Genomic DNA, 24239 nt, shown 5'->3' on the forward strand with positions numbered 1-24239 from the left:
CCCCGAGGGCAACAAGAAGACTTGGGGCGGCCCAGCGTTTTCTGGAAAGAAGGAACCCAACATGGCCCGCATTACCGTCGAAGACTGCCTCAAACAGATTCCGAACCGTTTCGAACTCGCGCTTGCCGCGACCTATCGCGCGCGTCAGCTCGCACAAGGTCACACGCCAAAGATCGAAAGCCGCGACAAGCCCACGGTCGTCGCACTGCGCGAAATCGCAGCCGGCCAGGTTGGCGTCGAAATGCTGAAGAAGGTGCCGGTTTAAGGCGCACTGTTCCGTTTTCGATTGCGCATTTACCCTACGCGTTTGCCCCATCCGTTTGCAACGCGTAATTGCATCAACGTACAGACCGGCGTCCAACCCTAACCGCTACGGAGGCGAAAATGAGTGCTACCCCGCCCACCGCCACGGAAGTGGAACACGACGCCGATTCGCCCTCGTCTGCACGGAAGTACATCGACGCGGTCCTCGAACAGTCGTTTCGCCATCTGTTCGGGCCGACCGCCACGCCGGAGCAGCCGCGCCGGCATGACGTCGTTTCGATCGCCAAGCTGACTTCCGTTCTGTCCGGCTATCTGCAGCCGGAAGAGATCAAGCAGATCAAGGCGGCGTTCCATTTCAGCGACGAAGCCCACCTCGGCCAGTATCGCCAGAGCGGCGAACCCTACATCACCCATCCTGTCGCCGTCGCGGAAATCTGCGCCGGCTGGAATCTCGACGACCAGTCGATCATGGCGGCGCTGCTGCATGACGTGATGGAAGACCAGGGTGTGACCAAGGCCGAACTCGCCGAGCGATTCGGTGCGAAGGTCGCGGAACTGGTCGACGGGTTGTCGAAACTGGACAAGATGGAGTTTCGCAATCGCGAAGAGGCGCAGGCGGAAAACTTCCGCAAGATGCTGCTCGCAATGGCGCGCGATGTCCGCGTGATTCTGGTGAAGCTCGCCGACCGGCTGCACAACATGCGCACGCTGGGTGCGGTGCCGCATGAAAAGCGCCGCCGTGTGGCGCGCGAAACGCTGGACATCTACGCGCCGATCGCCCACCGGCTTGGCCTGAACAATACCTATCGCGAGCTGCAGGACCTGAGCTTCGCGAACTTCAACCCGCATCGCTACGCCACGCTCGAAAAAGCCGTCAAGGCCGCGCGTGGCAACCGGCGCGAAGTGGTCGGCAAGATTCTGGAGTCGGTGCAGCGCGCGATTGCCGACGCGAAGCTCGACGCCGAAGTTACCGGCCGCGAGAAAACCATCTTCAGTATCTACAAGAAGATGCGCGACAAGCAGTTGTCGTTCTCGCAGGTGCTCGACGTGTACGGCTTCCGTGTGGTGGTCGAAAGCGCGCTCGAGTGCTACACCTGCATCGGCGCGCTGCATGCGCTCTACAAGCCGGTGCCGGGCAAGTTCAAGGATTACATCGCGATCCCGAAGGTGAACGGCTATCAGTCGCTGCACACCACGCTGGTCGGTCCGTTCGGCGCGCCGATCGAGTTCCAGGTGCGCACGCGCAAGATGCACGAGATTGCCGAAGCGGGCGTTGCTGCGCACTGGTTGTACAAGAACGGCGGCGCGGATCTGAACGATGTGCAGAAGCGCGCGCACCAGTGGCTGAAGTCGTTGCTCGACATTCAGAGCGAAGCGGGTGATTCGAGCGAATTCCTGGAACACGTCAAGATCGATCTGTTCCCGGACGCGGTCTACGTGTTTACGCCGAAGTCGAAGATCATGGCGCTGCCGCGCGGCGCCACCGCGCTCGACTTCGCGTATTCGATCCACAGCGACCTGGGCAACCAGTGTGTCGCAGTGAAGATCAACAATGAGCTGCTGCCGCTGCGTACCGAGCTAAAGAGCGGCGATATCGTCGAAGTCATTACGGCGCCTTATTCGAAGCCGAATCCGGCCTGGCTGGGTTTCGTGCGTACCGGCAAGGCCCGTTCGGCGATCCGCCACTATCTGAAGACTATGCGTCTGAACGAGTCCGTGCAACTCGGCGAGCGTCTCGTCGACCAGGCGCTGAAGGGTTACGGGCTGGCGCTGTCGGACGTCACGCCGGAAGCGTGGGAAAAGCTCGTGCAGTGGACGGGTAACAAGAATCGTCAGGAAATCTTCGCGGATATCGGTCTTGGCCGCCGCGTCGCCGCGGTCATGGCCAAGCGCATCGAAGTGCTGATGAGCGGCCGCGATGCGGACGACGACGGTTCACGCGATGGCACAACGTCGCATGCGCCGCCGGTCGTCATCACCGGTACCGAAGGCATGTCGGTCCAGTTGTCCGCGTGCTGCCGTCCGATTCCGGGCGACGACATCATGGGCTACATCGGCATCGGCCTCGGCATGGCGATCCACACCACGGATTGCCGCGTCGCACAGCGTATCCACCGCCGCGATCCGGGCCGCTGGATCGACGTGGCGTGGGCGCCGCAGCCGGGGCGTCTGTTCGACGTCGCGGTGAAGGTGCTGGTCAAAAATACCAAGGGCGTATTCGCCCGCGTGGCGGCCGACATCACGTCGGCGGATGCGAACATCGTCCACATCGCGATGGACGAAGACCTGTCGCAGGAATCCACGGTGCTGCGCTTCGTGATCCAGGTGAGCGATCGCGTCCATCTCGCCAACGTCATGCGCCGTGTGCGTACGAATCCGGACGTGATGCGTATTGCGCGCGAACGTCCGAGCGAGGAGGGGCATCACCGTCACGACGGCGGGATGCGGATCGACCGCGAACGGGCGGATTACTGACCTTCTGACGCGGCTGGTGAGTCTGTCGACGGAGGCCGCGTCTACTGGCCTCGGGCACCTTCAGGCGGCTTTCGTTCCAATCTGAACGCACCCGCCGCCAGCGAGTCTCACCGGAACCTCAGGGAGAACGCTTATGAACGTAGCTGACCTCGCCGGCGTGGCGCTCGATTATTGGGTGGCCCGCAGCCTGCACGACTTCGTGCGCGAAATCTACTTTACCGATGGCGGCGAAACCGTCTCGATCCGCGGCAATGACCGTGGTCGCCCGTGGGATGGCCGTTTTACGCCGTCCACGTCGTGGGAAGCGGCTGCTGCGGTGCTGGAACGCGCGCAACGGCTGGAGGTGCGTGAGCGGACCGATCGTGGCGCGGCACATTGCATCGCGGAGTTCGAAGGCGCGCATCGAACCGTCGAAGGGCGGGGCGACTCGTTGCGGGTTGCGCTGCTGCGGGCGTTCGTCGAAAGTCGCTTCGGCGAGCGCGTTGACGATGTGTTGCGGCAGGCGCAGGCGGTCACTGGCGATCGCGCGGAGCCGATCGGCGAGGAATCGGTGGGAAGTTCATTCGAGGATCTGCCGAGTCCTGACGGGCGCATCGGCGATATTCAGTCGGCACCGCGATAGTAGCGGGGGCGGCCCGCCATGGCCTTCAGGCTCGGCGGGACGGATGCGCTGAAGCACGACGACGCTCAAAATCGGCCACGCAAAAACAAAGGGCCTTCCGATTGGAAGGCCCTTCATAGGTGGTGCGGCTGGCAGGATTCGAACCCACGACCCCTTGGTTCGTAGCCAAGTACTCTATCCAACTGAGCTACAGCCGCACGCTAAACAGGTGACGCTAAATACGATAGTACTGCAATGAAACCGGGTAAAACGTAAGGGCCTCCCCGGAGGGAGGCCCTCGAATAAGTGGTGCGGCTGGCAGGATTCGAACCCACGACCCCTTGGTTCGTAGCCAAGTACTCTATCCAACTGAGCTACAGCCGCACGCAGAAACGAGATTATAGCAAAGGTTTTCAAAAAGGGAAGCATGTAACTGCGATTTGTCTCATTGCCCTGATCGTGTACCCTTGATAGGCAGTCGCTTGCTGCAGTTAACGGACCATCATGAACAAGGCCTTTGTCAAAGAGTCGAGTGAAGAGAATGACGACGATCTCGACGTCGCCCAGCCCGAAATCCCGCCGGGTACGAAAAACTACATCACGCCCGCCGGCTACCGGCGCATGCGCGACGAACTGCTGCATCTGATCGATGTCGAGCGGCCGGAGGTGGTCAGGCTCGTGTCGTGGGCGGCCTCGAACGGCGATCGCTCGGAAAACGGCGATTACATTTACGGCAAGCGCCGTCTGCGAGAAATCGACCGGCGGATTCGCTTTCTGACCAAGCGCCTCGATATCGCTGAAATAGTCGACAGCAGCAAACAGGAGAACGTCGATCAGGTTTTCTTCGGCGCGACCGTCGAATACGCGACGGAAGACGGCGAGGTGCATACGCTGACGATTGTCGGCGTCGATGAGGTCGATCTGGATGTCGGCCATGTGAGCTGGATTTCGCCGATCGCGCGGGCGCTGCTCAAGGCCAAAATTGGCGATACGGTGACGTTGTACACGCCGGCCGGTCCGCAGCCAATCGACATTCTGGACGTCAAGTATCCGCCGCCCGATACCGGTGGCGGGGCGGCATAAAAAAAGGCGCCGCGAACGGCGCCTTCGATACTGCAGGTGTTGCCAGCTGCTTTAGAAGCGGTGACGCAGACCTGCGGTCACAGCGATTTGCTTGTTGTTGTTCGAAGCGCCCAGACCGTTGATGTCGGCATCGACGATGGCGTTTTCGTTGACTTGCTGGTATTCGCCTTGCAGGTACACGTCCGTACGCTTGGACAGCGCGTACGCGGTTTGCAGGTTGAACTGGTTCCAGTGCGGACGCGTGCCGGCCAGGCTCGCACGCGTGTACGTGTACGAACCGGCGATGCTCACTGCCGGCGTCAGCGCGTAGCGAGCGTTAGCTTCGAAGTTCTGGAAGTGAGCGCTGCTGCCGCCGAAGCCACCGACACCGGCCGATTGACCCGATGCGCCTGCACCGATGCCGGCCAGACCCGACAGATTCGTTTGCGAGTACACGAGGCCGACGGTAGCCGGGCCGAACGCATAGTTAGCGCCTGCGCCCCACGTTTGCTGGCGGGCAGCAAAGAACGTGTTGTCGCTCGACACCGCGCCACCCGAATTGAACGCAGCAGCCGCGCCCGTCGCGCCGTTGCTGTTCAATTGCAAGTAAGCAGCCGCCAGGTTCAGGCCACCCCAGTTATACGACGCGCCCGCGCTGTACGCACGGTTGTTGGCGAAGCCGTCAGCCTGGTTCGAGAAGCCATACAGGCCGCCGAACTTGAAGCCGCCGTAGTTCACGCTCTGGTACTTGACCGAGTTGTTGACGCGGAACGAGTTGTTCAGGTTGTCGTTGTCGAACGGATGCGCGAACTGCGTGCCGCCGTATTGCGTGCCGGTCAGGGCCAGCGGACCTACGTAGTCGACCATGCTGTCGTATTGACGGCCGAGCGTCACGGCGCCGAACTGGTCGCTCGTCAGACCGACGAACGCTTGACGGCCGAATTCGCGGCCACCTTGTTTCAGCGTGCCGTCATTGATGCCGAAGCCGTTTTCCAACGTGAAGATGGCCTTGAGACCGCCACCGAGATCCTCGGAACCACGCAAGCCCCAACGGCTGCCGTTCACCGAGCCGCTCGTTTCCTGCCAGTTGCTGTGGCCGTGCTGGTTATTGGTATAGGTGATACCGGCGTCGATCAAGCCATACAGCGTGACGCTGCTTTGGGCATGTGCTGCCGTTGCAAAAACGCCCGTGAGGGCCGCGACCATGAGAGTCTTTTTCATCTTGTAACTCCGAGAGCGAGAGTGGGCGTTGAACCCAGGCTTAAGGAGACCTTCACGCGGGCGCTGCGAGAGGCGAAATCCGCATGAGAAACGCGCTGTACGCCACGCGCGCCGGTTTCCGGTTACGCAGAGTGTAGAGAGACGCTCGCAAAGCGGACGTTTCGATTTTCACAATAAAGTATTACTGGATGTGAAACGATAAGCGAATGCCGTTTAAGCCTTGCTGATAAAGGGCTGCAGCGGTATTGAGGGGGAGGTGAGAGGTGAGTCAACTGAATCGCGTTGCACATTTGCTACAGTAATCGATGCAAAAAAACAACGTGATAAATCGTAAAAAAGGATTGTTGTTGCTATAGAAATAGATGGTTGCCGATTATGCGAATAATCGATCTCGACTCAGCCGTTATACTGAAATTTCTGCTTTCCGAAGCAGACTTTTTCGTTGACGAAAAAGATCTCCAAACCTTTGTCGGCGCGACCTTCCCGTCGCGCTTTTTTTTTGCCTGCTGGTTGCGGATTCGCAGACGTCAGTCAGTGCGCCGGCGCGGCATCGTCCAGGTCGCTCCAGTCGGTCGCTATCGAGACGCTCCAGTCTTCCATCACATAGCGGCGCGCATCCATTGGGGACGAGAGCAGATTTTGCCAGTGGTCCCCATGCCACATAGGATCGACCTCGAAGGCCGAAGGCGACGGGGCCGCCGGCCCGGATCGTGCGGGAGTTGTCTTTGCGTGCGGTTGGGTGAGCCAGGCGACGAAGCGACGGAATTCGTTGAACAGCATGGCAATCTCCTGACGGCCATTCATTACTCTTCGGTACTGGTTTCCATCATGCTGGCGTGAGTGCGGCGCAACAACTCGGACAAACACTTACTAAAAACATCTTTTGTTACATATTCTCGCGGGCAGGTCGAAATTTTTTCCGGTATTGGTTGTGCGCGATCTCGAGTGAGTAATATTGACGTGAAAAGTTATTCTGTTTTTGCTGAATATGCCTTCGGAATTATTCGATTCATTTGGCATTGACTTATCGCGTTGTGCGCTAAGTGAATATGAAAAATTCTCTTGACGTCGATTCTTCGTTCCCCGTATAACAGCAAAGCTGAATTTCAGTTGCCAGGTATGAAAGTGCGAAAGGTATTCAGAAATGCCCGATCGCAGATGAATTGGCCATGAAACGCAGCTTGAGGGCAATGCCCTGATTTTGATAAATCCTCGAGGGAAACTGGAATATGGAAACGGGTATCGTCAAATGGTTCAACGATGCTAAGGGCTTTGGCTTCATTACATCGGATTCGGGTGGCGAAGATCTGTTCGCGCACTTTTCGGAGATCCGCACCGAAGGTTTCAAGTCGCTGAAGGAAAGCCAGCGCGTTTCCTTCGAGGTCAAGGCCGGCCCGAAGGGCAAGCAGGCAGCGAACATCCAGCCGCTGTAAGCCGCGCCGTTCCGCTCCGCGTGTGTCGCGGGCAAGCATGATGGTCAGAAAGCCTTCGCAGGACGCGAAGGTTTTTTTTATGATTATTCGCTGTTGTAGTTGAAACTATTAACTATCTGGTTCGGATTAATCCTGAGGGGCAGTCGATAAAATTGCGCCATGGAATTAAAAATAGACGTCGTAAAAATATAATAAGTCGTGAGTGATGAGCAGGTCGCGGGCCGCGAAGGAATGCAGTTTTTGCGCCGCGCGCCAAGAGGGAAAAGCAATGGTGGCTGGGTGTACGGCGGCTAACTGGTGCATACTTGCCGCAAAGCCACGCGTCCAAAGTATCTCTTTCCATGTCTGAACAGTTTTTGCCGGAACCGGCCCTAGATGTGCCGATTGTCTTCGTCGACCTTGAAACCACCGGCGGATCGACCACCGAGCATCGCATCACCGAAGTCGGCGTGGTTGAAATAGGACCGGCCGGCGTATCGCGCTGGAGCAGCCTGGTCGACCCTCAGCAACCGATTCCCTCATTCATTCAGCAACTCACCGGCATTACGAACGCGATGGTGCGGGGCGCGCCTACTTTCGATGCCATCGCGCCGGCATTGCTCGAGCGCCTGAGCGGCAAACTGTTCGTGGCGCACAACGCCAGTTTCGATCGCGGTTTTCTGCGCGGCGAGTTTCGCCGGGCCGGATTGGCGTTCGATCCCGATGTGCTGTGTACCGTACGCCTGTCGCGCGCGTTGTTTCCCGCGGAAAAGCGCCATGGGCTCGACGCGCTGGTGGAACGTCATGGTCTCGTCCCGTCCGATCGTCACCGCGCACTCGCCGACGCCGATCTGATCTGGCAGTTCTGGCAACGTTTGCATAGCGGGCTCGTGCCGCCGGACGTTTTGCGGGCACAGATCGAGCGCACTACACGGCGCTACCGGCTTGCTGGCGACATCACCGAAGATCTGCTCGACACCGCGCCGGCCGGATGCGGTGTTTACGCGTTCTATGGAGAAGGCGACCTGCCGCTTTATGTCGGGCGAAGCGTGCGTGTGCGTCAGCGGTTACGTTCGCATTTAACGGGCGAGCGGCGTTCGTCCAAGGATGTGCGGCTCGCGCAGCAAGTGCGGCGTGTCGAATGGCGCGCGACCGGCGGTGAGTTGGGCGCCATGCTCGCGGAGGCACTGTGGATCGCGACGTTGCGTCCCGGTCATAACCGCGTGCCGCGCGTCATGAAAAGCGATCCACTGGATGCGCCGTGGCCGTTCGAAGGTCCGATCGTATTTGAGGAGCGAGAAGAGGCGTCGGACGCGCGCGCTTTTCATGTTGTCGACCGGTGGCGTTACCTGGGGCATGCGCCCTCGCTCGCACAGGCGGCGGCGCTGCATGCTTCGAGCGCAGGCGGACCGTTCGAACTGTCGACTTACCGTCTTCTGCAAAGCCATCTTGCGCGCGGTTTGCGCGTGATGCCCTTGAGCGTTTCGAGTGGCACGCCTGTGCCGAGTCTGGCTTAACGCGTTTTTGTGCAGTGACCCATCGCTCAGGGTGGGTCCAATCCTTACCTGAGCGCGATGGACCGATCGACGTTCCGGCCTCCGGTCGACCACACCAACCGGTCAGCCGGTCGCGCCGACTCCGCCCGCTTCGCACACATGGCCGAGAGCGCGCGTCAACGCGCTCGAGTGGGCCGAGTCATAGCGCGTTAGCGATTTCCAGTTGGCGAGCGATTGCGCCACGCGCGACGGGCAATCCTGTGCCGCGCGCAGCGGTTGCACCCGTGCGAGTCCTGCCATGAGCGACTGCGTCAGCCGGTCCAATTGTGGCCTCGTGCTGGTGGCCAGGTCAGGCGCAGGACCTTCGGGCGGCCGCGTGCTGCGCCAGGTCGCAAACAGCGCGTTTTGCACGTCTTTGCTGGCGTCGATCTGATCCTGGAAGAAAGCGTGCGCAAACGCCGGATCGACGTTCGCGGCGACGGCGCGCTTTTCGACCTCGGCGAGCAACGCATTTTCGCGCGGCGTATCCGTGATCGCCTGATGGTTCGCCCATTTCCAGCGCGCAACGGGCTCCGCGAGGGCGAGGCGCTGAGACGCCAACGCGATCAGATTGGTGAGCGCGGTGTCGTCGCCTTCTGCGACGGCGGGGGCGGGCGCGAGTGCAAGCGCAGTGAACAACGCGAGCGCGCATGACGCGCCAAAGCGATACGAGCGATTCATGGAAGGCGGAGGTGGCCGGTCAGCCGTGGAAGAAAAAACAGAAGAATAGACGATGCGAGGATCAAGCGGGCACGTTGAGCGATGGGAAAGCAAACTACCGGGACATTCAAAGGCGCCTGTCAGAGACAAGCGCCATCAATGCGCCGGGCCGCGTCAGCCAGGCGCGCTGCAATCAAGCGGATGTAATCCGCGCCGCGAAGGCGGCAAACGACCATCGTAAGAGCGCGTGCGAACCTTCGCCGCGCGCCGGACACGCGGACGGCGATGCTGCATCGCGCCACTGCACCGTTACTTCGAGTCGCACGACTTACGTTGTTCGTCGAAAAATGCGCGAACGTGCTCAGGCAGTTCGGCACCCAGAAACTCGACGCCAGCGGGTTCCGGATCCGGGCTAAAAACTTTATCCGGGGTCGGAATCTTCGGTGGTTTGGCATCCATGATCTTTCTCCTTTACAAACCGATTATCTGCCTCGGTCCCCGTTTTGCACCAGTGTCTGATGCGGCTCACATGTTATGTGTTGCTTTAACGGTACAGCCCGACATTGGAACGGAATGTTTGAATAGAATTTATCGGTTGACTACGCGCGACTGAATTTGCCGCCGCGAATCAAAAACAGTCCGATATCTGCGCCGTTCCGTTCCCAGCCTTGCCCCGCAAGCCTTCCAGGCATTATCTCTGCTGCATCACAGCATCGTCTGTTCATTTCTGTCGATATGCAGGAATCAGAACGATTTTTGTGCACTGCCGCATCGGGAGGATTTTCTCCGCGTTAGTCCGAACGTTCGTTAATTACCGATTGGTCAGCGCGTTCATTCCGCCCCTCTAATTGTTTGTAAACGAACGATTGCGTGACTTCGTTGACGAGCGGGAATACTTTTCTGAATATTTTTTGCAAATAAAAAGGCGCCGCGTTCTGAACGAAGCGCGGCGCTCGAAGTGGACGATTCTTATGCGTTCGGTGCGGGAATTGTCACGGGAGCAGAGTAAGCCGCAGGCTTGTCGGCGACTTCGACCTGGCCATGAATCCGCGCCTGATGGCCGTCAGCGAACATGTAGTACGGGAATGGACGGGCAGGTTCCGAGACGGCGTCGAGCCGTGCGATCAATTCCGGCGCGAGCGTGAAATCCAGCGCGCCGAGTGACTCCTGCAACTGCTCCGGCCGGGTCGCGCCCACAATGATGCTCGACACGCCGCGCTTCTGATGCAGCCAGTTCAGCGCGACTTGCGCCATCGGCCGCCCCGCCAGATTCGCAACGGCCTCCAGTTCCGCGACGATGCGAAAGTTGCGCTCGGTTAGCTTGTCGAATCCCGGCGGCGGCGCGCTGGCTACGCTCGCAAGGCGTCCGTCGTCGGAAACAGCGCGTGCCGCTCCGCCTTGCGAAGGACGGTATTTGCCCGACAGCACGCCCATACCCAGCGGACTCCAGGGCACGAGCCCCATGCCCAGATTGGCGGCGAGATCGGCGAACTCGTTTTCGGTGTTGCGCTCGATCATCGAGTATTCGAGCTGCATCGCCGCGACCGGCTCGAAGCCGCGCCAGTCGGCGAGCGTTTGCGCCCGCCCGGCGAACCACGCGGGCGTATCCGACAGGCCGACGTAGCGGATCTTGCCCGCGCGCACGGCGTCGTCCATTGCACGCATCACTTCGTCCACCGGCGTGACGCGGTCCCATGTGTGCAGGTAATACAGGTCGATGTAGTCGGTGCCCAGACGTTTGAGCGAGCCGTCGAGCGCACGCAGCAGATTCTTGCGATGGTTGCCGCCGGCGTTCGGATTACCGGTCTCGGCGTTGTAGCCGTATTTGGTGGCGATGACGATCCGCTCGCGCAGACCGCGCGACGCGACGAATTTGCCGAGCCATCTCTCGCTGGTGCCTTCGGTGTACAGGTCGGCGGTGTCGATGAAGTTGCCGCCGGCGTCCACGTACAGATCGAACAGACGTTGCGCCGCTTGTTCGTCGGCGCCCCAGCCCCATTCAGTACCGAAGGTCATCGTGCCGAGGGCGATCGGGCTCACGCGAAGGCCTGAGCGGCCGAGCAGGGTGTAGCGGTCCATCGTCATGTCAGTCTCCTTGAGCGGTTAGACGAAGAGAATTGAATCGATGGCGCAATCGTGCGCCGATTCTTTCCTTGGAAAAATGCCGCTCATCTGCAAGGATTGTGAAGTCTGACTTAATAATGGAGGCCGTGATGGACCCAGCCCAGTTGCCGGCGCTCATGGCGTTCGCGTGCGTGGCGCGGCACGGCAGCTTCACGCACGCGGCCGCTGAAACCGGGGTGACGGCGTCGGCGCTGTCGCAAAGCATCCGTTCGCTGGAAACTCAGTTGAATGTGCGCCTGTTCAACCGGACCACCCGGCGCGTTGCACTGACGGAGGCTGGCGCGCAGTTTCTCGCGCGTGTGCTGCCTGCGCTGGGCGAGTTGGAGGCGGCCTTCGAGGCGCTCGATGAAACCCGCGATCAGCCGGCCGGCACGCTGCGCATCAATTTGCCGAGGGTTGCGAGCGAGTTGCTGGTGCTGCCGCATCTGGCCGAGTTCACGCGCCGCTATCCGCAGATCCGCCTCGACCTGACGCTCGACGATGGTTTCGCCGATGTAGTCGGCGAAGGCTTCGACGCGGGTATCCGGCTTGGCGAACGGGTCGCGCAGGACATGGTGGCGGTGCCTTTGGGCGGCGAAATCCGGATTGTCGTTGCCGGCTCGCCGGCCTACTTCGAGCGCTATCCAGCGCCGGCGACGCCAGCCGATCTCGCCGCTCACGATTGCCTGCGCTACCGCTTCTCGACTAGCGGCGGCATCTATCGATGGGAGTTCGCGTCGCCAGACGATCCGGCGCGTGTGTTTGAAGTCGAGACGCGCGGGAGTCTCGTCACCAACGATCTGTACACGATGGTGCGGGCCGCGGAGCAGGGCGTGGGTCTTCTCCACGTGATCGACGACTACGTGAACAGGCAACTCGAAGACGGCCACCTGATCCGCGTGCTGGATGCGTGGTGTCCGAGCTTTCCGGGCTTTTATCTGTACACGGCGAGCCGCGCTCAGATGCCGTTCAAGTTGCGCGCGCTGATTGATTTTCTGCGGGAGAAGCGCGAAGTCCTGTAGCGCTCGCGCGTAGCTCCAGCTTCAGGCCGCGAGCCGTTGCTTCAGATAGGCGGCCGTGCGGCTCTCCGTGGTGCGCGCAACTTCAGCCGGCGTGCCGCTTGCCACGATCGTGCCGCCGGCGTCGCCCGCGCCCGGGCCGACGTCGATGATCCAGTCGCTTTGCGCGGCGACCCGCATGTCGTGCTCGACCACCACCACCGTATTGCCCGCATCGACGAGTCCCTGTAGTTGCACCATCAGCCGGTCGACGTCGGCGGGATGCAGCCCGGTGGTCGGCTCGTCGAGGATGTACAGCGTGTCGCCGCGCTGCGCTCGCTGCAGTTCGGTGGCGAGTTTGATACGTTGGGCTTCGCCGCCCGACAGCTCGGTGGCCGGCTGGCCGAGCCGCAAATAGCCGAGGCCGATGTCGCGCAACACTTTCAGCGCGCGCATCACGCTTGTCTCGTCGGCGAATAAATCGCAGGCGGCGTCGACGGTCAGGTCGAGCACCTCGGCGATGTTTTTATCGCGCCACGTGATGTCTAGTGTCTGGGTGTTGTAGCGGGTGCCGTGGCAGGTCGAGCAGGGCGCATAGACGCTCGGCAGAAACAGCAGCTCGACGCTCACAAAGCCTTCGCCCTCGCATGTCGGGCAGCGGCCTTGCGCGACGTTGAACGAGAAGCGGCCCGCACCGTAGCGCCGCTTACGGGCGAGTGGCGTGTCGGCGAACAGCTTGCGCACGTGATCGAACAGGCCCGTGTAGGTGGCGAGATTCGAGCGCGGTGTGCGTCCGATCGGTTTCTGGTCGACGCGCACTAGCCGGCGCAGCGTGTCCATACCATCGGCGATGTGGCCGCTATTCGGCATCGTCTCGGTGGCGAGCAGCGGGTCCTGTTCGTCATCGTCCGGACTTTCGATGATCCGTCCCAGGCGGCTTGCGATCAGTTCCGGCAGGGCCTGGCTTACGAGGCTCGATTTGCCGGAGCCAGACACGCCGGTGACGGTCGTAAAGCAGCCGAGCGGGAACGCGACGTCCAACCCGTGCAAATTGTTGCGCGTGAGATTGGCAAGTTTCAGCCAGCCGGCAGGCGAGCGCGGCGTGCGGTCGACGGGCGCCGGGGGCGCGAACAGATACCGGCGCGTTTGCGACGCTTCGACCTTGGCGAGTCCCGCGGGCGGTCCACTGTAGACCACATGACCGCCAGCTTCGCCGGCTGCGGGACCCACGTCGACCAGCCAGTCGGCGCGCCGCATCATCTGCAGATCATGCTCGACCACGAATAGCGAATTGCCCGCTGCCTTCAGCCCTTGCAGTGCGCTGAAGAGCGCCTCGCCATCGGCAGGGTGCAGGCCGGCCGACGGTTCGTCGAGCACGTACACGACGCCAAACAGTTGCGACGACAACTGCGTGGCCAGCCTCAAGCGCTGCAGTTCGCCTGACGACAGCGTCGGCGTGCTGCGTTCCAGCGCGAGGTAACCCAGGCCGAGATCGATCAGTGTGGTCAGACGCTCGAGCAGTTCAGCTGAAATGCGCTGCGCGGCAACCCGCTTCTCCTCGGAGAGATTCGGCGTGCGTCGCACGTCGGGCGAGGCTTTGTGCGCCGAGCCGCCCGCGGCGACACGCTTGCCGACGGCGTCGCGCATCGCATTCCTGCTAAGCACGCTGCCTTTGCAGTCGGCGCCTGTCGCTGCATCGGGCCATTCACCTCGCGCGATCGGCTCGAGAATGGCCGCGAGCCTGGCGAGCGGCAACTGCGCAAATTCGCCGATATCGAGACCGGCGAACTTCACCGAGAGCGCTTCTTTCTTGAGTCGTTTGCCGTGGCAAGTCGGACAGACGCTGCCGACCATGTACCGCGACACGCGCTTTTTCATCAAGGCGCTTTGGGTGTTCGCGAAAGTGTGCAGCACGTAACGGCGCGCGCCGGTGAAGGTGCCCATGTAACTGGGCTCGGCTTCGCGTTTGAGTGCGGCGCGGGTTTCCTTCGGTGTCAGACCGGCGTAGACGGGCACAGTCGGCTGTTCGTCGGTGAAGAGAATCCAGTCGCGGTCTTTCTTGGGCAAGTCGCGCCATGGTGTATCGACGTCGTAGCCCATTGTCACCAGGATGTCGCGCAGATTCTGTCCGTGCCACGCGGGCGGCCATGCGGCGACCGCACGCTCGCGGATGGTCAGCGAGTCGTCCGGCACCATCGATTTCTCGGTGACTTCGTACACGCGGCCGAGCCCGTGACACGTAGGGCAAGCGCCTTGCACCGTGTTCGGCGAGAAATCTTCTGCGAACAACATCGGCTGTTTCGGCGGGTAGTCGCCGGTGCGCGAGTACAGCATGCGCACGAGGCTGGACAGCGTCGTTACGCTGCCTACCGAAGAGCGTGCGCTCGGCGTGCCGCGCTGCTGCTGCAACGCGACGGCAGGCGGCAGACCTTCGATCGCGTCGACTTCTGGCACGCCGACCTGGTCGATCAGTCGTCGCGCATACGGTGCGACCGATTCGAAGTAGCGCCGCTGCGCCTCGGCGTAGAGCGTGCCGAACGCCAGCGACGATTTGCCCGAACCGGAAACGCCGGTGAACACGACCAGTGCATCGCGCGGAATCTGCACGTCGATGTTTTTAAGATTGTGCTCGCGAGCGCCGCGTACGCGGACGAAGCCGGCCGGAGCGGGCGCATCGGCGGAGGTGGCGAGCGAGCGGGGCTTGTTGCGGATGGTGTCCATGTCGATTGATAGGGAAGCGTGGCAGCCTGGTTGGCCGGGCGAACGCTTATGAGGTTGCACGGAATATGCCCGGCGAAGTGAGGATGGTTTCCGGCGGGGTAAGGGCCGTGTACGAGTCCAGACTGCAGTGTTATCCAGCAGCGTAGCCGAAGCACGGCGGAAACGTTGAATCCGCGTAATGTTTCCGCTCGGGTCGAGCTGTTGCCGCGTTGCGCCAGAACGCTGACATCGGCTGACAAGCCGGTCAACGCGCGGGCCGCCTATCATTAACAGCAGCTATCCGCCGCGTACGGTGCGGTGGCTAACGGACGCGCCGGGTCTGGCGCGGAAGATAACTGTCTTCGCCCTGCAGAGAGTTCGCCATGGAAAACGCTGTCTACTGGAAAGGACGTCAGGTCGGTATCGAGTGCGCGGGTCGGATTTTGTGGTTTTCGTCGGCGCCGCAGGAAGCCGTATTGGCATATGGCAGGAAACCGGCCGGGAACGTGATTGTTGAAGATGCGGTCGTCGTTCGCAATCTCGGCGTGACCGCGCGAAGCGATCGATTGGATTTTGGCGGCTGAAGGGGCGCTCTGCCGCTGATTATTGTGACGGTGGATTGAAGCAGCAGCCACGTTGGCCGAAGTTCACGTCAGCGTTGACCTAAGTCAACCACCAGGTTGAATCTCGGCGGACGTCAGGAAGCTGGCGCGGGAGAAAGCGGAAATCGGGGGAAGATGCCGCACAAAAAACGCAGAACGCATTGGCATAAAGCAAAAAGCCCAGTCACGAGGACTGGGCTTTTTGCTTGAATCTTGTGGTGCCGGAAAGAGGAATCGAACCCCCGACCTTCGCATTACGAATGCGCTGCTCTACCATCTGAGCTATTCCGGCATCAGGAGAAACGAGATTATAGGGACTTCTTTAGGAACTTGGCAAGCCCCCGCAATCACTTTTTTGTTTCGAGATGGTAGCGCGTGACGCGGTCGACTTCGTTCTTCGAGCCGAGGAACACCGCCACGCGTTCGTGCAGACTTTTCGGCTGAATATCCAGAATCCGCTTCTCGCCGTTGGTCGCGGCGCCGCCCGCCTGCTCGACGATGAACGCCATCGGGTTCGCTTCGTACATCAGGCGGAGCTTGCCCGGCTTGTCCGGCGTGCGCTTGTCGGCCGGGTACATAAAGATGCCGCCGCGGTTCAGGATACGGTGGACGTCGGCCACCATCGATGCGATCCAGCGCATATTGAAGTCGCTCTGACGCGAACCGTCCTTGCCGTCCTTCAACTCGCCGATGTATTTCTCGACCGGCGGATACCAGTGACGCTCGTTCGACGCGTTAATCGCGTATTCACGTGTTTCGACCGGAATGCGCATATCACTTTGCGTGAGCACCCACGAGCCCAGCTCCCGATCCAGCGTGAAGCAGTTCACGCCGTTGCCGGTGGTCAGCACCAGCACGGTTTGCGGGCCGTACACCGCATAACCTGCCGCGACTTGCTGCGTGCCGGGCTGCAGGAACGATTGTTCGGTGGGCTGCTGGCCGTCCGGGCAGCGCAGCACCGAGAAGATCGTGCCGATCGACACATTGACGTCGATGTTCGACGAGCCGTCGAGCGGATCGAACACCAGCAGGTATTCGCCCTTCGGATAGTTGGCGGGGATCGGGAAGAACTGCTCCATTTCCTCGGACGCCATACCCGCCAGGTTGCCGCCCCATTCATTCGCTTCGAGCAGGATTTCGTTCGACAGGATGTCGAGTTTCTTCTGTACTTCGCCCTGGACATTCTCGCTGCCCGCCGTGCCGAGCGCGTCGCCCAGCGCGCCCTTGCTGACGTGGTAGCTGATCGCCTTGCACGCGCGCGCGACAACTTCGATCAAAAGGCGCAGGTCGGCCGGCAGGTTGTTGGTTTCGCGCTGCTGTTCGATCAGGTACTTCGTGAGAGTGGTACGACGTTGCAAAGCCATTGCTGTACTCCGGGAAGGCTTGGGGAATGTCTCGATTTTAACCGCTCGCTGTGTCGGTTCCGCGCTTTTGAGATGCGAGCGCGTGCGTCCGTGTTGCCAGGCGCTGTGAAGGCCCGTGAAACTCAGGCTTTGCGGCGAGTCTTGATCGCCGTGACATGGCCGGCCACGTGGGTGGCAAGCGCCGCGGCACGGGTGTGTTCGGCCGGGACCTTCGGCATTTTGGGCCGGTTCGCCTTCGGCATCGGCTCGATCTCGCGTGCGATCTGCTCGCCGACGGCCGCAGTGGCGACGCGCAGGTCGTAGGCGATCTGCAGATTCAGCCAGAACTGCGCGCTCGCGCCAAAGTAGCGTTCGAGCCGCAGCGCAGTGTCGGCCGAGATGGCGCGTTTGCCCCGCACGATGTCGTTGATGCGCGGCGCCGGTACGCGCAGGGCAAGGGCGAGCGCGTTGACGGACATGCCGAGCGGCTCGAGGAACTCGCTGCGCAGAATCTCACCCGGGTGAATCTCCGGGATGCTTTCTCCTGCGTCGATGTCGGAGAAATCGATGCTCTCCAGATCGGAGCGTTTGATGACCATGCCGGTCTCCCAATAATCAGTGATAGTCGACAATTTCGACATTCAGCGCCTCCCCGTCGACAAAATGAAAACAGATGCGCCACTGGGCGTTGATGCGAATACTCCACTGCCCGCTGCGCAGGCCTTGCAAGGCTTCGAGCCGGTTGCCCGGCGGCGCGTGCAGGTTGCGGATGGATTCAGCTGCGTCGATCATGAGCAGCTTGCGGCGTGCGAGCGCCTGCATGTAAAGCGGCAGTGAATGCACGAACTTGCCCTGAAAGATTGCTGCCGTAGCCTTGTCGCCGAATGTCGTGATCATGGGATGATATAACGCGTTGCGTTAAACGTAAACCGTTAAATGAATGCGTTTACTTTCACCCCGCCGAGCGGATACGAATAGTCGTCCAAACGGCTAACGTTGAGGTTCGCCTACCGCCCCATCGCGAAATTCAGGACGAAAAAAAGCCGGCAACACGTGCCGGCTTTTCGCTGCAAAAAGCGCTGTCAGACGATCGTCATGCCAACGCCTTCTCCACGATCTCGCGCACGTCGCGCGACTTCACCTGCGACGCCACTTTCTCCAGCGCCGCGCGCATACCGTCACGCAGTGTCGGCGTAAAGCGGCGCCACAGTTCCAGCGAGCGGGCGAGGCGGGCGGCCACTTGCGGATTGATGGCGTCGAGCGCGATCACCTGGTCGGCCCAGAACGCGTAGCCCGAGCCGTCTTCGGCGTGGAACTGCGCGGGGTTCGCCGCACAGAAGCTGAAAATCAGCGAGCGCGCCCGGTTCGGGTTCTTCAGGTTGAACGCCGGGTGCGCCATCAGCTTGCGCACGATCTCGATCACCGGACGCTGCGCGCTGCCGCGTTGCGTGGCTTGCAAGGCAAACCACTTGTCGATGACGAGCGGTTCTTTTTCGAAGCGCTGGTAGAAGTCGTCCAGTGCCTGCTGCGCCTCGACGCTGCCGCCATTCGCCGCCGACGCATTGAGCAATGCCGAGAGCGCTGCCGAGCGGTCAGTCATATTGTTGGCGGCGTCGTATTGCGCCGAGGCGAGACGCACGGCTTCGGCCGGATCGTCCAGTTCCGCGAGATACGACAGCGCAAGATTCTTCAACGCACGATGGCCGGAAGCCTCCGGCGTTGCTTCATAGGCGCCCGGCGTGCGGTGCTTTTCGTACACGGCGAGCCAGTCCTTCCTGAGCGCATTCGCGAGGCGCTTGCGCACGAACTGCCGTGCGGCATGGACCGCGGCCGGATTCGATTCGGTCATCTGTTCAGCCAGATACGCTTCCGACGGCAGCATCAACGCCAGCTCGCGGAACGAGGGCGAGAGCGTTTCGTCGGTCAGCACGCGGGCGAACGCGGCGACCACCGAGTCGTCGAGTTGCAGCGGCACGCCCGTGGCGGCGCGCCCGGCGAGCGTCAGCAGCTCGCGCGTGGCGAGTCGTTGACCGGCTTCCCAGCGGTTGAACGGATCGCTGTCGTGCGCGAGCAGGAAGGCGAGCTGCTCGGCCGAGTAATCGTATTCGACGACCACCGGCGCCGAGAAATTGCGCAGCAGCGAGGGCAGCGGTTCCTGCGCGACGTTGACGAACGTGAAGGTCTGTTCGGTCTGCGTGAATTCCAGCACGCGCGTGGTGGAGTCCGACACTCCGGCCTCGCCTTCCAGTTGCAAGGGCAGATCGTGGCCGTCCTTGCCGATCAAGCCGATCGCGAACGGAATCAGCAGCGGACCTTTTTGCGTTTCACGCGCGGCGGGCGCGGCATCGCCATAACCTTGCGTGAGCGTCACGCTATAGCGCTGTTGCGCGGCGTCGTACTTCGTGCGCACGGACACGCGCGGCGTGCCGGCCTGGCTGTACCAGCGCTCGAACTGCGCGAGATCTCGGCCGTTCGCGTCAGCGAGTGCGTGACGGAAGTCGTCGCAGGTCACGGCCTGGCCATCGTGACGCTTGAAGTACAGGTCCATACCCTTGCGGAAGCCGTCGCGGCCGAACAGCGTCTGATACATTCGCACGACTTCGGAGCCTTTTTCGTAGACCGTCATCGTGTAGAAGTTGTTGATTTCGACATAGCTTTCCGGGCGCACCGGATGCGCCATCGGACCCGCGTCTTCGGCGAACTGCATCTGGCGCAGCACGCGCACGTCCTCGATGCGTTTGGTGGCGCGCGCGGCTTCATCGGTCGCACCGCCCGCCATGTCGGCCGAGAACTCCTGATCGCGGAACACCGTCAGGCCTTCTTTCAGGCTCAACTGGAACCAGTCGCGGCACGTTACGCGGTTGCCTGTCCAGTTGTGGAAGTACTCATGGCCGACTACCGCCTCGATGTTCGCGAAGTCGGTGTCTGTGGCCGTTTCGGGGTTCGCCAGCACGTATTTCGTGTTGAAGATGTTGAGCCCCTTGTTCTCCATTGCGCCCATGTTGAAGTCGCTCACGGCGACGATCATGAAGCGGTCCAGATCCAGCTCCAGCCCGAAGCGCGCCTCGTCCCAGCGGATCGAGTTGATCAGTGAATCCATGGCGTGGCGGGTTTTATCCAGATCGTGCGGTTCGACCCACACCTGCAGCAGCTTTTCCTTGCCCGAACCGCTCTTCACGCGTTCTTCGAGCGCGACCAGCTTGCCCGCGACCAGCGCGAACAGATAGCTCGGCTTCCTGAACGGATCTTCCCAGCGGGCGAAATGGCGGCCGTCCGGCAGATCGCCTTCCTCGAGCAGATTGCCGTTCGACAGCAGCACGGGATAGTCGGCCTTGCTGGCGCGCAGCGTGACCGTGAAAGTCGCCATTACATCCGGGCGGTCGAGGAAATAGGTGATGCGGCGAAAACCCTCGGCCTCGCACTGGGTGAAGAAGTTGCCGCCCGACACATACAGACCCGACAGCGTGGTGTTTTCCGCCGGATTGCAGATGCTGGTGAGCGTAAGCTCGAAGTTATCCGGCACGCTGGCGAGCGTGAGGCCATGCTCGTGCGCATGCGCATGGGCGAACGGGGCGCCGTCGATCGTCGCGCTGACGAACTCGAGTTGCTCGCCCATCAGTTCGAAATTCGCGGCGTGGGACGCGTCCGGATTGCGGCGCACCCGCATCGTGTTCCTGACGACGGTGCGTTCGGGGACCAGATCGAACTCCAGTGCGAGGGTGTCGATCAGGAAGGCGGGCGGCGCGTAATCGGCGCGGCGGATCACATTGGGCGTTGCGGTATCGGCCATGGCGTTCTGTAGTGATGGGACTCGAGCCGTCAAGCGTGCTTATGGCGCGCGAGCCGGGCTTGTCGAGCCATTGTACAAAGGCTCGGCGGATCGTGCGGCTCGAACTTTTTACCGATTCGCCTGGTCAGCGTATTATCGGGGCCGCTCTGCGCAGCACGGTGTGCGCATGAGCCCACCCGCTCAAGAATGGCGACAACTGCATCACGAGGTAGACCATGAAATTCGATCGATGGACCCGCCGCGCCACGCTGCTGCTGGCTACGCTGACGGTGCTGCTGTCCGGCTGCACGAGCTACGTGACCTCCCAGGTCACGGCGTTCTCCGACTGGAGCGGCAATGACGCCACCCGCACCTATGCCTTCACGCGGGCGGCGGATCAGCAGAACAATCTCGAACTCACCACCTACGAGCGCTTCGTCGGCAACGAACTTGCCGCGCATGCGTTCCGTCAGGTCGACACGTCCCAGGCGCGTTATCTGGTCGGGCTGTCGTACGGGATTCGCTCGGACATGGTGACGGTCGCGCAGCCGGTGTATTACAACCCCTGGCCGGCGCCTTACTGGGGCCGGGCGTTCGATCCGTGGGGCCCATGGGGCGCGTTTCCGACCGCGTACGTGAACCAGAGCTACCCGATCTTCACGCATCTGCTCGGCGTGCGGATCACCGAGCGCGCCAGCGGCAAGGAGGTCTATAACGTGACGGCGCGCAACTCGGACGAGGAGTCGTCGTTGGTGAGGGCCATGCCGTATCTGGCGCGCAGCGCGCTGGCTGACTTCCCGCTCGGCAACGGCGTGGTCCATACCGTGAAGCTTCCCGTCGACAAGAACGGCGGGGTCACGAACGAAGTCGCGGCGACGGGTGCCCCGCCTGCGGCCGCGCCGGCTGCGGCGCCGGGCGCGAAGGTCGTGCAATAAGTCCTACGACGGGTCCGGCGGCAGGTTGTGCGATAAGCGTTGCGCCAACGCGGCGAGGGCATACGCTGCAGCGCAACAAAAACGGTCCGGCGGGTCATCCTGCCGGGCCGTTTTGCTTTGTATCCGCGCCATACATGCGTTTGGCCGACAGCGCGATGGCGCTACCGCCGCAGGGGAAAAATGTCCTGGCGGTAAGCATCAATCAGTAAGTGGCCGCGCGAGATTCAATCGATGCGCCGTGCACAACGCAGCAGATAGGATTCGCAGCATTGAAGTGTTCCGAAACGAAACACTTATCCAGAAAGTAAAATGAAAGTATTCGTGTCTATTTATGGGCGCGACAGAGCCCATCTGGGCCCCGAAGCTCGCTGCAAGCGGCTTTGCGGGCTGCTCGCGAGTACGTGAGGGCCGCCAGGCGTGCATTTTGACCTTGTCCAGGAATCCGTCGCACCCGCGATACGGATACAGATGGATACGTCTTTTGTGGCTGATTTAATCCAGAATATTCAGTATGATTCCGGCGACCATAGGGAGCCTGAGTCAATCCATCAGACTAATTGGCCAAGGCGCCTAAATAATCGGGGCCAAGTGCCGTTAAATCGCTGAACCTATATAAGAAGATTGGATTGACCCCCCGGCTGGAGATTGTCGTTCCGCGCGGCGCGCATACGCTGTGACGGCTGCGTATTCCGTCAGGCGCCCTCAGCCTCTCCTCGCTTCTACGCGCGAACACCGATATGCCCGATCTGCACTGGACCATTCCGGTCGCTCGCTGGTCTAGCTGGCCTGCTGCCGCATCTGCCGCACCCGACATCGGCTTTATCGAGCCGATCGTGCGGCGTCGCCTGAGCACGCTGTCCAGAATCGCCCTGAAGGTCGCGCACGACTGCGTGGCGCAAGACGAGGTCAGGGTCGTATTTGCTTCACGCCATGGCGAATTGCGGCGCACCACGGACATCTTGCGCGCCATCAGTGCGGGCGAGCCGGTCTCGCCGACGGCGTTCAGCCTGTCGGTGCTGAACGCCATGACGGGCGTGTTCGGCATCGCGCGCGGCGACCGTTCTGCTGCCAGCGCGATCTCCGCCGGCGCCGAGACGCTCGGCTACGCATTGCTGGAAGCGTACGCGCAATACGTAACGCAGCCCGAGGCACCGGTATTGCTGGTATACGCTGACGAACCGGCCGATCCCGCGTACGGCACGATCGAAGACGAAGTGCAGGGCGGCGCGATCGCGATCCTGCTGAACGGCGAAGCGGCGGCGGGGCAGTTGGTCTGCACGTTGTCGGGCGCGGGTGAGCCGGAGACAACGGCGGCCGCGAGTGAGGCGAATTACGCAGACGCGGGGATCGAGGCAACCGCGAAGGCAACTGCGGAAGCAACCGCAGAAGAAAGCTTTGCGACCCAGAGCCAGGCTTTGCAGCACTGTCTGGAAACGGGCAATCCCGCCGTGTGGCAAGGCGCCGGCGCTGCCTGGCATTGGAGGTGGCATGAACGCGCGGTTTGATTACGTTTGGCGGTTCTGCGCGACGGGCATGGCTTTCGTGGTGTTCGGCATCTGCGGCGTGTTGTTTTCGGTGCTGGTGTTCCCGCTGGCGTGGCTGTGGCCGCATCGGGCGTCGCGTCAACGCGCGGTGACGACCGTGATTCACTGGTTTTTCCGTGCGCTGGTCGCGGTGTTGCAGCGCATCGGCGTCATGGAGCTCGAGGTATCGGGCGTACAGAGATTGCGCGCCGGCGGTCCGGCGATCGTGGTCGCCAATCACCCGACGTATCTGGACGTGATGGTGTTGTTGTCGCTCACGCCGCGCGCCTGTTGCGTGGTGAAAAACGCGCACTGGGGCAACCCGTGTTTCTGGGGGATCGTGCGCTCGGCGGAATATGTGAGCAACGCCGACCCCTCGGAACTCGTCGAAGCCGGCGCGCGGCAGCTGGCAGCGGGCTACACGATGATTATTTTTCCCGAGGGCACGCGCAGCCCCGCGCCGAACCGGCTGCACGCATTTTCACGCGGGTTCGCGCATATGGCGTTGAAGGTCGGCGCGCCGATCGTGCCGGTGCTGATGGATTGCGATCCACCGGCGTTCACCAAGCAGATGCGCTGGTACGACGTGCCGGCGCGAGCTTTCCGGATACGCGTGAACGTGCTCGAGCCGCTTGGCGTCGAGCAGCTCGCGGACCACGACACCTCACCGTCTCTCGCGGCGCGCAGCGTGACCAGCGCCATCGAAGCTCACATTACTCAGCACCTGTTCGATTATGGATTCTTTAAAACTGGAAATTAAACAGCTTCTGATCGAGGCCCTCGATCTGGAAGACCTGAGCCCAGCAGATATCGACGACGACGCCCCGTTGTTCGATACCGACGGCATCGGTCTCGACTCGATCGACGCGCTCGAGATCGGTATCGTGCTGCGCAAACACTACCAACTGACCATCGCCGCGAACGACGAACGCACCCGCGAACACTTCCGCTCGATCAGCACGCTGGCCGCGCTGGTCGCGAGTCAACGCGAAACGGCGCATGCTGTGAACGAAACCACAAGAAAAGGGGATTAATC

The 24239-nt window shown here is 61.5% G+C and carries 22 protein-coding genes and 3 tRNA genes; 12 read left to right on the plus strand and 13 right to left on the minus strand.

Going from position 1 to position 24239, the window contains the following annotated elements; translation table 11 throughout:
• The first annotated feature begins 61 nt into the window (after nt 1–61).
• From rpoZ to PQQ95_RS16130, 3 genes are all read left to right on the plus strand, one after another.
• Nucleotides 62–265, plus strand: coding sequence for a DNA-directed RNA polymerase subunit omega (rpoZ, locus tag PQQ95_RS16120; RefSeq protein ID WP_006025620.1), 204 nt, complete (start codon nt 62–64; stop codon nt 263–265).
• A gap of 119 nt (nt 266–384) precedes the next feature.
• Nucleotides 385–2739 carry a RelA/SpoT family protein gene (locus PQQ95_RS16125; protein ID WP_408438378.1) on the plus strand — a complete coding sequence of 785 codons (2355 nt, stop codon included), beginning with the start codon at nt 385–387 and terminating at the stop codon, nt 2737–2739.
• Nucleotides 2740–2872: 133 nt separating this feature from the next.
• Nucleotides 2873–3361 (plus strand): phage protein NinX family protein, encoded by a 489-nt coding sequence (locus PQQ95_RS16130; protein WP_408438379.1) that lies wholly within the window; start codon nt 2873–2875, stop codon nt 3359–3361.
• Between the two features lie 120 nt (nt 3362–3481).
• On the opposite strand, the gene PQQ95_RS16135 is transcribed toward PQQ95_RS16130, so the two are convergent.
• Nucleotides 3482–3558: transfer RNA gene (locus tag PQQ95_RS16135), tRNA-Arg, on the minus strand.
• Nucleotides 3559–3647: 89 nt separating this feature from the next.
• Nucleotides 3648–3724: transfer RNA gene (locus PQQ95_RS16140), tRNA-Arg, on the minus strand.
• Nucleotides 3725–3844: 120 nt separating this feature from the next.
• On the opposite strand from PQQ95_RS16140, the gene greB reads away from it, so the two are divergent.
• Nucleotides 3845–4423 carry a transcription elongation factor GreB gene (gene greB / locus PQQ95_RS16145; RefSeq protein ID WP_093639053.1) on the plus strand — a complete coding sequence of 193 codons (579 nt, stop codon included), beginning with the start codon at nt 3845–3847 and terminating at the stop codon, nt 4421–4423.
• A 51-nt stretch (nt 4424–4474) separates the two neighbouring features.
• On the opposite strand, the gene PQQ95_RS16150 is transcribed toward greB, so the two are convergent.
• On the minus strand, nt 4475–5623 hold the full coding sequence (locus PQQ95_RS16150; protein WP_408438380.1) for a porin: 1149 nt from the start codon (nt 5621–5623) through the stop codon (nt 4475–4477).
• Nucleotides 5624–6154: 531 nt separating this feature from the next.
• The gene (locus tag PQQ95_RS16155; RefSeq protein WP_408438381.1) at nt 6155–6403 is read right to left on the minus strand and encodes a hypothetical protein; all 249 of its coding nucleotides are present in this window, start codon (nt 6401–6403) and stop codon (nt 6155–6157) included.
• A gap of 449 nt (nt 6404–6852) precedes the next feature.
• Between PQQ95_RS16155 and PQQ95_RS16160 the strand changes: the two genes are divergently transcribed.
• Nucleotides 6853–7056, plus strand: a complete 204-nt coding sequence (locus PQQ95_RS16160) for a cold-shock protein (protein ID WP_054037310.1) — start codon at nt 6853–6855, stop codon at nt 7054–7056.
• Between the two features lie 341 nt (nt 7057–7397).
• A complete protein-coding gene (locus PQQ95_RS16165; RefSeq protein ID WP_408438382.1) occupies nt 7398–8552 on the plus strand; it encodes an exonuclease domain-containing protein in 1155 nt (384 codons plus the stop codon).
• A 102-nt stretch (nt 8553–8654) separates the two neighbouring features.
• Here the strand turns inward: PQQ95_RS16165 and PQQ95_RS16170 are convergent, their stop codons facing one another.
• The 3 genes from PQQ95_RS16170 to PQQ95_RS16180 all read right to left on the minus strand — a co-directional run bounded on the left by PQQ95_RS16170 (nt 8655) and on the right by PQQ95_RS16180 (nt 11315).
• Entirely contained in the window at nt 8655–9251 is a 597-nt protein-coding gene (locus PQQ95_RS16170) for a chorismate mutase (RefSeq protein WP_408438383.1), read from the minus strand.
• A gap of 288 nt (nt 9252–9539) precedes the next feature.
• Nucleotides 9540–9689, minus strand: a complete 150-nt coding sequence (locus PQQ95_RS16175) for a hypothetical protein (RefSeq protein WP_028200145.1) — start codon at nt 9687–9689, stop codon at nt 9540–9542.
• Nucleotides 9690–10199: 510 nt separating this feature from the next.
• Nucleotides 10200–11315: an aldo/keto reductase gene (locus PQQ95_RS16180; RefSeq protein ID WP_408438384.1), complete on the minus strand. Its 1116-nt coding sequence runs from the start codon at nt 11313–11315 to the stop codon at nt 10200–10202.
• Between the two features lie 128 nt (nt 11316–11443).
• Between PQQ95_RS16180 and PQQ95_RS16185 the strand changes: the two genes are divergently transcribed.
• Nucleotides 11444–12355, plus strand: coding sequence for a LysR family transcriptional regulator (locus tag PQQ95_RS16185; protein WP_408438385.1), 912 nt, complete (start codon nt 11444–11446; stop codon nt 12353–12355).
• A 21-nt stretch (nt 12356–12376) separates the two neighbouring features.
• Here the strand turns inward: PQQ95_RS16185 and PQQ95_RS16190 are convergent, their stop codons facing one another.
• Nucleotides 12377–15052, minus strand: coding sequence for an ATP-binding cassette domain-containing protein (locus tag PQQ95_RS16190; RefSeq protein ID WP_408438386.1), 2676 nt, complete (start codon nt 15050–15052; stop codon nt 12377–12379).
• A 362-nt stretch (nt 15053–15414) separates the two neighbouring features.
• Between PQQ95_RS16190 and PQQ95_RS16195 the strand changes: the two genes are divergently transcribed.
• Nucleotides 15415–15615 (plus strand): hypothetical protein, encoded by a 201-nt coding sequence (locus PQQ95_RS16195; protein WP_408438387.1) that lies wholly within the window; start codon nt 15415–15417, stop codon nt 15613–15615.
• A 234-nt stretch (nt 15616–15849) separates the two neighbouring features.
• Here PQQ95_RS16195 and PQQ95_RS16200 read toward each other — a convergent pair.
• The 5 genes from PQQ95_RS16200 to pepN form a co-directional block, all read right to left on the minus strand.
• Nucleotides 15850–15925 (minus strand) — tRNA-Thr (locus PQQ95_RS16200).
• A 55-nt stretch (nt 15926–15980) separates the two neighbouring features.
• Nucleotides 15981–16997, minus strand: coding sequence for a class 1 fructose-bisphosphatase (locus PQQ95_RS16205; protein ID WP_054037301.1), 1017 nt, complete (start codon nt 16995–16997; stop codon nt 15981–15983).
• A gap of 122 nt (nt 16998–17119) precedes the next feature.
• A complete protein-coding gene (locus PQQ95_RS16210; protein ID WP_408438388.1) occupies nt 17120–17575 on the minus strand; it encodes a HigA family addiction module antitoxin in 456 nt (151 codons plus the stop codon).
• A gap of 16 nt (nt 17576–17591) precedes the next feature.
• Nucleotides 17592–17873: a type II toxin-antitoxin system RelE/ParE family toxin gene (locus tag PQQ95_RS16215; RefSeq protein WP_408438389.1), complete on the minus strand. Its 282-nt coding sequence runs from the start codon at nt 17871–17873 to the stop codon at nt 17592–17594.
• 196 nt (nt 17874–18069) lie between these two features.
• Entirely contained in the window at nt 18070–20766 is a 2697-nt protein-coding gene (gene pepN / locus PQQ95_RS16220; RefSeq protein ID WP_408438390.1) for an aminopeptidase N, read from the minus strand.
• Nucleotides 20767–20981: 215 nt separating this feature from the next.
• On the opposite strand from pepN, the gene PQQ95_RS16225 reads away from it, so the two are divergent.
• The 4 genes from PQQ95_RS16225 (at nt 20982) to PQQ95_RS16240 (ending at nt 24237) form a co-directional block, all read left to right on the plus strand.
• Complete coding sequence (locus PQQ95_RS16225) at nt 20982–21680, plus strand: DUF4136 domain-containing protein (RefSeq protein ID WP_408438391.1); 699 nt, start codon at nt 20982–20984, stop codon at nt 21678–21680.
• A gap of 737 nt (nt 21681–22417) precedes the next feature.
• Nucleotides 22418–23185: a beta-ketoacyl synthase chain length factor gene (locus PQQ95_RS16230; protein WP_408438392.1), complete on the plus strand. Its 768-nt coding sequence runs from the start codon at nt 22418–22420 to the stop codon at nt 23183–23185.
• Nucleotides 23169–23963, plus strand: a complete 795-nt coding sequence (locus tag PQQ95_RS16235; RefSeq protein WP_408438393.1) for a lysophospholipid acyltransferase family protein — start codon at nt 23169–23171, stop codon at nt 23961–23963. The genes PQQ95_RS16230 and PQQ95_RS16235 overlap by 17 nt, the downstream gene beginning before the upstream one ends.
• Nucleotides 23938–24237 carry a phosphopantetheine-binding protein gene (locus tag PQQ95_RS16240; protein ID WP_408438394.1) on the plus strand — a complete coding sequence of 100 codons (300 nt, stop codon included), beginning with the start codon at nt 23938–23940 and terminating at the stop codon, nt 24235–24237. The genes PQQ95_RS16235 and PQQ95_RS16240 overlap by 26 nt, the downstream gene beginning before the upstream one ends.
• Nucleotides 24238–24239 lie beyond the last annotated feature (2 nt).

It is taken from the genome of Paraburkholderia caffeinilytica, assembly GCF_046030355.1.
Taxonomy (GTDB): Bacteria; Pseudomonadota; Gammaproteobacteria; order Burkholderiales; family Burkholderiaceae; genus Paraburkholderia; species Paraburkholderia caffeinilytica_B.